General features: G+C 58.7%; 6 protein-coding genes and 1 pseudogene. All 7 read right to left on the bottom strand.

Going from position 1 to position 9,559, the window contains the following annotated elements; genetic code table 11:
* Positions 1–232, bottom strand: a pseudogene (locus A1351_RS24160) (transposase); the annotation flags it as partial.
* Between the two features lie 522 nt (positions 233–754).
* Positions 755–2,077 carry a WcaI family glycosyltransferase gene (locus A1351_RS21000; RefSeq protein ID WP_245291697.1) on the bottom strand — a complete coding sequence of 441 codons (1,323 nt, stop codon included), beginning with the start codon at positions 2,075–2,077 and terminating at the stop codon, positions 755–757.
* Between the two features lie 760 nt (positions 2,078–2,837).
* Complete coding sequence (locus tag A1351_RS20995; protein WP_064033823.1) at positions 2,838–3,386, bottom strand: transcription termination/antitermination protein NusG; 549 nt, start codon at positions 3,384–3,386, stop codon at positions 2,838–2,840.
* Positions 3,387–3,485: 99 nt separating this feature from the next.
* Positions 3,486–4,226 carry a hypothetical protein gene (locus tag A1351_RS20990; RefSeq protein ID WP_157096419.1) on the bottom strand — a complete coding sequence of 247 codons (741 nt, stop codon included), beginning with the start codon at positions 4,224–4,226 and terminating at the stop codon, positions 3,486–3,488.
* Positions 4,171–6,393, bottom strand: a complete 2,223-nt coding sequence (locus tag A1351_RS20985) for a polysaccharide biosynthesis tyrosine autokinase (protein ID WP_064033821.1) — start codon at positions 6,391–6,393, stop codon at positions 4,171–4,173. The genes A1351_RS20990 and A1351_RS20985 overlap by 56 nt, the downstream gene beginning before the upstream one ends.
* A gap of 99 nt (positions 6,394–6,492) precedes the next feature.
* Positions 6,493–8,037, bottom strand: coding sequence for an O-antigen ligase (locus A1351_RS20980; RefSeq protein WP_064033820.1), 1,545 nt, complete (start codon positions 8,035–8,037; stop codon positions 6,493–6,495).
* 264 nt (positions 8,038–8,301) lie between these two features.
* Positions 8,302–8,877: a hypothetical protein gene (locus tag A1351_RS20975; protein ID WP_064033819.1), complete on the bottom strand. Its 576-nt coding sequence runs from the start codon at positions 8,875–8,877 to the stop codon at positions 8,302–8,304.
* Between the last annotated feature and the right edge of the window lie 682 nt (positions 8,878–9,559).

Raw genomic sequence — 9,559 nt, 5'->3', positions numbered from 1 at the left:
AGGCGAGGTGAAGAAACGCCAATGCCTTACGGTTGAGGTTTTCGAAGTCCTTGGCCAACCTTCGGCAGCGACCGAGCCAAGAAAAGGTTCTTTCCACGACCCAGCGGCGGGGCAAAACCTCGAAGCCTTTGGCCGCATCCGAGCGCTTGACGATCTCGGTGTCGACAAATGGCAATGCCTTCTTCTGTGCGTCGCGGAACTGCGGGCCCTGATAGCCGCCGTCTGCGAACAGATAAAAACTGCTTGCAGACGGGGCGGGCCATACGTTTTTGAACGAGATGTCATGGCGATCGAAAAAAGCGCCACAGCACCATTCCGTTCGGAGACTGCTCTAGTCCGCGTCGTACGCTCTGAAATTGCTGGTGTATTTTGCATAATATTGGATAGATATAGCATTATTGCATAAAATAAAAAATGTCAGGAACGCATCTCGCTGAGTTAAAAATAATACTTATTAGGCTCATTGCGGACAGATATACTAGCGGATGCGAGAATTATGGCCAATATTCGAAACTTCATGCAGAAATGCTATTTCAATTCTAAATATTAATAGATCCAGCTTGATTATAAAGCCTGCGCCGCTATATTCATTGCTAATGAACTTCGAGAGCGCTATGGACCGAGGTCATCGGTGCCCGACTTCGTCGCCGAATTGTTAGCAGGAGGAAGGTGCGATAACGCCCCTCATCGCAACTACAGACACCCGCTGCCGCGGCCATATAGATTATTCGGGCGCCTTCGGGATCCACAGAACTCAACTAGTCAGCAACAATGCTTCATATTGCGGCAGCAGCGTTTGCGCGCTCATGGTTTCGACGAGGCGCAATCCTCTTTCAACGCGTTGCGTCCAATCGAACTCGCGAGCAGCCAGAATGCCAGCAGCGAGCGCTTCGCTATCCCCGGATGGCGTCAACAGCGCGATGTCCGAAAGTAGGTCGTGCAACTCCGTATCGGGATCGGCGGTTGCGATGATAGGGCGGCCGCTCGCCAACATCCCCCCGAGCTTGGATGGCAGGACGAGGTCGGCAGCTCCCTTCGACTGCGGCAACACATGCAAATCGGCGAGAGCGAGCAATTCATTCATTCTCTCTACCGGTTGAATTGGTAGGAAGCGAACATTGGGGAGGTCGGCAGATTGTCGTTGCAGCGCCTCACGCATAGGACCAGCGCCAGCGACGACGTAATATATATCATGTTCCGATGCGAGCCTTCGCGCCGCCTCGATCAGGATCTCCAGCGCCTGTTTGGGACCCAGGTTGCCAGCGTAGAGCACGACGAAAGCGCCTGCCGGTAGAGCGAGCTCTTCACGAAAAGGACTACAAGCCTTCGGCGAGGGCGAAATAGCGGTGGTGTCGACCCAATTCCGCAAAACCGATATTTTTCCCGGCGACAGTCGTTTGACGACCAGCGCCTCGTTCATCTTGTGGGAAATCGTTATAATTTTGTCGAACCCGTCCAAGAGCCAACGCTCGACGCCATTTGCGAGCTTCCGAACGGCGCCGCCATTCAGGGGACCGACCTCGAATGCCGCATCCACTTCGAGGTCTTGGACATGGAGCAGGCTACGCGCTCCGACGAGCTTTGCCGCCAGTAGAGCGACCGGCGCGGACATCAGCGTCGGTTCGATACAAATCACGACGTCCGGTCGGAAGCAAATGATCCGCCATGCGACCGCCGGCGCCGCAGACACGGCGAAACTCAACGGAGCCAATAGTCGCCACAGACCGGGAACCCCTGCCCTCAACGCGATGGGGCATCGCGTCACTCGGATAGCCCCGACGAACTCTGTTGCATAAACGCCTCCACGGTAAGGCGCGCGCACGAACCAGCCAGGATAGTGCGGCGGAGCGGTGACGACCTCCATCTCGTGGCCTCTCGATTCGAGATACCGAGCCAACTCGGTCGTGTATTTTCCACACCCAATCAATTCCGGCGTGAAATTGATAGCATGGATCAAGATTTTTTGGGCAGATTCTCTATATTTAACATCATGGCAGCAAATACTATCGTATAATCTGTCGTCAACTTCTGAATTTGAAGCGCCATTCCTTTCAAAGTCCGCACCAACCCCGCTCATCATACAGCTCTTCTATAAAATCAAAAGCGGAAATTACCAAAGATCATTCCGGCTGTCCGACCGCTGAATTTCGGACAGTCCAGAAAACTCTTATATCTTTCTCGACGAAAGGGGACGGATAGCGTCCCTGCGCAGCTCATCCCTTGAATAGCTGCCGCACTTTGGGTGAATCTCTCGATCCGGCCCAAATTGAACGCGACCTCGGATATGCGCTCGCCGTCCGACCCAGATAAGCTACGAGTGCTCCTTATAAACACCTCTAACTTGGCCGACAAGACAAAGGTAGTCTTGCCTGCCATGCACAGTTAACGGCGGCAGCGGTCGTCCCCGAAGAGAGAGAGTTCATTCCGTCTCTATCAGCTGTTTGCGAGATCGGCTATGTTCTCGCTCGACCATCGCGACGGGTCGTGCCCCCACCGGTGGCCGCCGCACGCCGCTCGCGCTACGGAGCTATGAAAAGCGCGCTTCGCGAGCGGCTTGCTCCTGAACTGCTACGCCACTGGTGGAGGCACGACCAAACGCGGATGCGTTCCAGAATGTATGGTCCTCGAAGCGGTGAAAAAGCCGAACGCCTCGCTGAGGTCCGCGCGCCGAACCGGCTGAACACCCATCGTCACGAATAAGAACGGATAGAGGGACGCAAACTGATTTGGTTCCGAAAGGCGTATGCTGATCGCTCAGCGCTCAGCGCCCCTTTTGAAATATTCGTCGCGTTGCTGGCCTTTCGAGAAATTGGCAGCGGCATCGATGCGAGCCCTGCTCATCCGACCGGCTCGACCTGTTCGCGTCTGAGCTTTGCGCGAACATGTCCCCCCATAATTTCGAGCAGCACCTCTATGCGACCCGAGTCGTCCAGGCGTTCGAGCAGGCCGAGCGCCTCGGAAAATGGACCGCTGATGAGCCTGACTTTTTGACCAAGCTGCAAATTATGTTCGAAGCGAAGCTGGCCGCGATCGTCGGAGGATTGGATCAGCGTTTCGACGACGCCGTAAGGCACGGGCAGCGGACGATCCTGCGCCATGAAGAGAGTCGCTATCCCGATCGTGCCGTTGACACTACGCCATCGGTCGCGATCGAGATCGAGCGCCACGAAAATGTAGCGCGGAAACACAGGCGCGAGCACATTGCGCATTCGTCGCGCATGACGAACTGTTTTGATCCGCCGCGGCATGAAATGACGAAACCCTTGCACTCTCAGGCGCTGCTCTACCGATGTCTCCTTATGCGGCAGCGTATGCGCGAGGTACCAGCGCTCTCCCGGAGCCAGCTCTATGTCTTCCCTGAGACGAGCTTTGTCGCCGCCATCCATTCCGAATACCCCACAAAAAAATTCACGACCTGAACTTCATTCCGAGCACGAAGTAGCATGCAAGAAACGTCTCGTGCTCGGAGGACTCGATCTCGATCGTCATAGCCCGAGCCCGACTGCGCGGACCCAGGCGGAGCCCTCTACGCCACGCATCCGCAGATCATTGACGATCGCTTCCCGAGTCGCTTCCGGCTTCGTCCCGAGAACAACCACGAGTCGACGACGAATACGTTCATCTATTCGTCCATTGAGCTCGATCAACTGGCTGATGACCGAGCGTTTCCCTTCCGGTGGAAGAAACTCCCAAATCACACTCGAGAACAAAACTCGGCTTTCGATGATGCGCGCTTCATGCGGCGCTGTGACTTTCGACATCTCCAGCGCCTCGAGCGTTCGTTCTAGAGGCGCTCCTTGCCTCCATCGTAATTTTGCGAACTCCATCCACGCCTTTCCGGAAGTCGGAACCCGGTCTAGAAGATCGACTAGGCCGCTGGAAAAGCGATCGTCATCGACCGAATTTCCGAGCAGCGTCGCTCGGAGATCGAGCAATCTCGTCGCGACGCCATCCATGTCTCGGAACGCCGCGAGCTCGGCGAGCAGCTCTTCGTCGGCGCGCTGACGCGAAGCCTCGGGCTCCGAATGCGCCGTGGCTTCCATGTGCTTGTCGAATTGGTCGACGACCCGCTCCACCTCGAGGAGGATCAAACCCTGCCGGATGAGAAGAGCCGAAAGCGCCAACGCGCAGACGGATACTGCAATCGAACGGTACCGCATGCCGCGAAACTCAATTCTGGTAGTATTTCTTGTAATATTTCCCATAGTACTGACTATAGGCGCCATATCTCGGCGCCTGACTCTCGTCCACTAGGCTCAAGGCGGCGCCGGCGAGCTTATGATGCTGCATAAAATATTGGATATGTTCCGCCACGGTCTCCCGCGGAGTCATTCGCCACCTTACGGAAAAGACCACCTTATCGGCGAGGCTGGCCAAGACCTTCGCATCGATGACCGGACCGACCGGCGGTGAATCGACGACAATGTAGTCGAAGAGATCCCGCAGCTTTTCGCTGAGCTGGCGCATGCGCTCCGACCCTAGGAGATCCGGCGGATTCTGCGATTTCGAACCGGCCGGCAGAACCGTGAGGTCATCGAGACGAATGACGGCTTGTTCCAACGGAACGGCGCTCGTCAAGAAATCCACGAGTCCCGGCTTCGCCTCCGCGCCGAACTGCTTGCTGATGGATGGATGGCGCAGATCCCCGTCGATCAGCATGACGCGCATTCCCGCTTTCACAGCGGACCAGGCGAGCGACTGGGCGAGCGTCGACTTGCCTTCGCTCGGGAAGGAGGAGGTCACGAGGATCACCTTGGCCGGATTGTCGACGTCGGCCATTTGTATGCCGACCCTTATGTTGCGGATCGACTCGGCGTAGCGAGACAGCGGCTTGGCGATGACATAGCGCGCCGGCTCCAGAGTTTTTCCATCCACTTCGCGATCCTTGGCGCTCAGCAATGGAAGCGACGCGAGGACAGGCGTTCCGAGCTTTTCCTCGATCTCGCGCGACGAGAGGAATCCGGAATTCAACATATCGAGAGCGACGGCGCCGCCGATCCCGATCAGAAGGCCGACGACTCCTGCGAGAGACAGAACGAGCCCTTTTTTCGGAAAGGAAGGCGCTCCAGGCCTGATCGCCGGAGAAATGACCCTGGCTTCGTTCTCCTCGAAGGTCGATTGCTCTTGAGTGATCTTGGCGCGGGACAAAAAATTCTCGAATAGCGTCTTGTTCGCGGCGTTTATCCGCTCGAGTTCGCGCAACCTCACTCCGACGCCGCCATCGATGCCCGTCTCTCCAGTGACCTGCTTCAAGCTCGCGTCGAGCGATTCCTCGCGGGATTTCGCGACGTCGTAATCGTTCTTCAGATTCGTCAGAATACGCTGCACCTCCGCAGCGATCGAGCGCTCGATGTCCCGCCTTTCCGCGCGCGTGTTGATCAGCATGGGGTGCTGAACATCGTAGCGTGTGGAGAGATCGGCCTCCTTCCTCGCGACCTCGGCCTGCTGCTTGCGAAGATCGGCGATCACGGTCGAACGGACGACGTCAGGAATGGCCTGCAAATTGCCACCCTTCTGCATCACCTGCGCCACCTGCTCATATTTGGCGCGCTTCTCGGCAGTCTCGGCGCGGGCGGTGATGAGCTTGCCATTGAGCTCGGAGAGCTGCTGTTCCGAGACGGTGACCTTGGCGTCCGCATTGGTGGTGACGAGATTGTGCTCCTTGCGGAAGTCAGCGACGGCCTCCTCGGATTGGCGCAACGTATCGCGCAACGACTCCATGCGCTCGGTGAGCCAGCTGGAGGCGCGTTTGGCGGCGTCATAGCGTGCGTCGAGCCGATCGACGACGAAGGCGTCGGCGACGGCATTGGTCAAACGGACCGCCTTTGCCGGATCCTCGGAGTTAACCGAAATAGAGAGGACAAAGGTCCTGTTGACGCGCTGGACCTCGAGCGCGTTCCGCAACCGTTGGATCGAGGCCAACACCTCCGGCGGAATCTGATCGCCGCCTTGAGGCTCGACCTTGCCTGCCGGTTCGGACGAAGAAAAAAGCCCTGTCAGGAAACCGAAAAGTCCCAATTTCTGCGACGCTCCGAACTCCTTATCCTGCGTCAGCTTCTCCTTCTCGACGACCCTTCGAAGCAGGTTGATCGATTGGATGACCGAGACCTGACTATCCACATTGGAGGTCTCGAGATTTAGTTCCGGCAGGATTTGCTCCGCGCCGAAGATTTTCTCTTTCCGCGGCTCGAGAAGGATCTGCGCGGTCGCCGTGAAACGCGGCGTGACCATCAGCAGCGCGAGGAAGGCCACGGCCATCACGACGATGGCCGTAGCGACGACCACCTTCCACCGGCGCCAGAAAAAGTCCTGCAATTGGCGCAGATCGATGGCGTCGCTCTCTCCGCCATCCGAGTTCACTTGCGTCAACGCCTTGGAAATCTGGCCATGCATCAATCGAATGTCCCTTTAGGGCCAAAGCACAGTTTAAGATGTTTCAAGTCACTAGCATATCTGCCGCGGATTGCGAAGCGGCTCGCGCGCGAAACCGCCTCAGCGATCCGTCGCGACCGATCCGCTCCACGATTGCGCGACCCCGGCCCCCAGCAGCGCGACCCAGGTCAGGGCGACGGCCTGCATCTGCACGCTGAAATCCACGAAGGCGTGGAGCGCCACGACCACTGTGGCTGCGCATGCGACCAGCGGGGCCGACGCCGCCCTTTTTCTTTCGATCGCGCCCAGAACGCAGCGCACGAACAGCATACCCACGCCGAGAAAGAGCAGAACAGCGACGGGAACGCCCAAGCCTTGCAGCGCTTCGAGATAGCTGTTGTGGGCCATGTCCCAGACGCCGAACGGACCGATGGTCCCGTCCCGATACATGGGGAACACTTCCGAAAATGTTCCGTCGCCGAAGCCGAACAAAGGCGCATCGAGAATAGAACGCCATGTCAATCCATAGACGGCCAGTCGGTCATCTGAAGCAAATCCTTGGATGGAAAGGCGATCGGCGAGAAAGTCGCCGTAATTGAACAGCGCCACGCCCATGGCGAGGCCTGCCGTCAGCAGGCCGAAGCCGGCGCCAATCGCATTCTTGCGCCCGCGGACGCCGGCGAGCAGCAGGATCGTCAGCAGGCCTCCGAGACTCGCCGACACCCCACCGCGCGATCCGGTCAGGACCAGCGCCGCGCCGATAACCAGCACGACAGCGATCCAGACGGCCCCTCCTGCGACCGTCAGCGCCAACAGGCCGGCGAGGCGGCGCGAAATTGCGGCGGCCTTCCCCTCCCCCCTCGCAATATAGAAGTTCAGCAGGATCCCGAGCCCGCTCATCAAGCCGAGGCCGGCATAGGTCGCATAGCTATTGCGGTTCACGAAGGTCGAGGTGAGGGAATCATTGTAGGTGACCTTGCCAAACCACAAGATCGTGTTCGGGAAGACGAAAAATGCGACAATTCCGTACGCGGCATAGGCCGCCCCCGCCAGCGCAATGAAGCGGACGAGCGATTGCGCCCGCGCCGAGGAACGGCAGAGTTGGAGCGCGAGCCAGAAGGCGGCGCAGCAGGTGAGGAAACGCGCCGCCGCGAGGACGGTGGCGTCCCGATTGACCGAGATGCTCCCCGCGAAATCTCGTCCCGACGCCTCGCGCGCCATTTGCCAGATCGGATTGTGATAGCCTGCGGGGATCCAATGAGCGATCTGGATCAACGCCCATCCGAAAACGACCGCGCAAGCCGTCGCCGGGAACCAGATTCGGTGAAGCGCGACAGGATGGCGCCGTCCGGAAAGAGTTCGAACCAGCTCGAAGGCGATCACCAGCCCGCTGAACCAGATCGCATTGACGCCCCATGCCAATGAGCGATCGGAACCGAACCAGAAAGGCGCCCAGCCGAGAGCTGCGAGAAAGAGAAAGAAGATAAGGTCGTCCAGCGCCGCCGAGACGCGCGACAGGTGCCGTTCGGATTCTCTCGGAGCCGCGGTTTCTGGCGATGCTTCGTCGCCGTCGCCCTCTTCGGGGGAAGGCGCGACCCAAGGGATTCTCTCGCTTCGAGCCCTGCCCTGCTGGCCAGAAATCTTGTGATCGTGCCGATCCCGCATTTCACTTCCGACGCGTCGGCTCGATCAAAGAAAAGATCGACCGCAACTAATTGCCGTTCAATTCTATTTGAACGGCAATATCGTAAAGGTCGAGCTGATACAACCTGGATTCGGGCGCGATGCCGACATGAAAAAGCGCTTTTGACTTTTCAGAAATCGGCCGATCGACATACGCTCCTCTCTCACGGAAAAGTCGCGGCGTCGCGAGAGAGGGCGCAACGCCGCGTCTTGCCGAGCCTGGGTCCTCGGCGAATGCCCCGCGCCCTATGCGCAGGCGCGGATGCCGAGGCCGATGGCTTCGCGGCCGGACATGTCGGTGAAGGCCAGATTGTCCAGAGCCTGATGACGCCGCACCCAGGCTTGGATCGCCCGCGGGTAGACGCTCATCATCAGCGTGTTGCCTCCCCAGGAGGTCTCCCCCTCGTTCGTGCGCGCCGAATGGAAGCGCAGCGTCGCCTCCGGCGAAACGCAGGCATGGCGCGCGCCGAGCTTCATCGTGCAGGCCGATGCGCAGTAGCCGTCGATGGCGACGGTCCGCCGCGTCACATTGGCCGAGCGGACCTGCTCATAATAGTCGAGCACATTGCCGCCGCGGTCATAGCTCGAATAATCGGCACGCGGCGTATAGCCGCCAGCGAGATCGGCGCGGCGGGAATAGCCGTAGCGGCTCGAGCTGGCCGCCCGGCTCGAATAGCCATTGTCGAAGGAGCCGAACAGATCGGAGAAGAGATCGGCCTTGGCGGGCGCCGAAGTGAAGGCGGCGAAGCCGGCGAGGCCGAGAATAGCGGCGCGCTTGGCGATGCGGGGAGTGATGAAGGCGCCGAGCGAAGCGGAGAACATGGGTCTGATCCTCTCTCTAGTCAGATGAGGCGGCCCTTGGAATGGTGGGGCGCGGCCTCTTCGGTGAGGATCAATTTGACGGCGACGCTCTAACGGCCATTAAGCCGCGGTAATGCAACTCGAGCGGCATCGGCAAGAATTTGGAAACCATATGCCGGAGAGTCCGGGCAACATATTGAATATAATTAGATTATAAGACCATTTACCAAGCAGTAGCAGAGAATTCTTAACCATCTCGTCCGAAAGATTTTCCGCAAAATCGCGTAATCGAGATGATTTCGCTCCTTCGGCGACTGCGGACAACGGCCAGCAGATTGTCTGAATTTGCCGTTTACTATGATCGATCGAAGCGCCTTGACCAAACGACGCGGGCTCGAAATGCTTCACAACATTCGCTCGACTGATCGAGCGAGCGGCCGTCGCAGGGAGTTCCAGCTCCCGAACGACGGCCTGACCACATTGATCGAGGAAGGATCAAACATGGCTATCGACGTCACTATCATGCCGCCGTCCCCGGCGGAATCCCCGCGCGCGACGAGCGAGCGAGCGCCCTCCCCTAGCCCGTTCCAGGCCCGAAAGCTTCGCGCCGGCTGATCGCCTGCGCCTGCGCTCCGAACCGGAACATCGACGCCGATTGTCGCTGGCGCTTGGCGCCGCCTCGGCGAGCTACGGGAGTTTTTGC

The organism is Methylosinus sp. R-45379, from assembly GCF_001644125.1.
Classification (GTDB): Bacteria; Pseudomonadota; Alphaproteobacteria; order Rhizobiales; family Beijerinckiaceae; genus Methylosinus.
The sequence above is the reverse complement of the archived record's forward strand: the minus strand, read 5'-3'. Positions and strand labels throughout refer to the sequence as shown.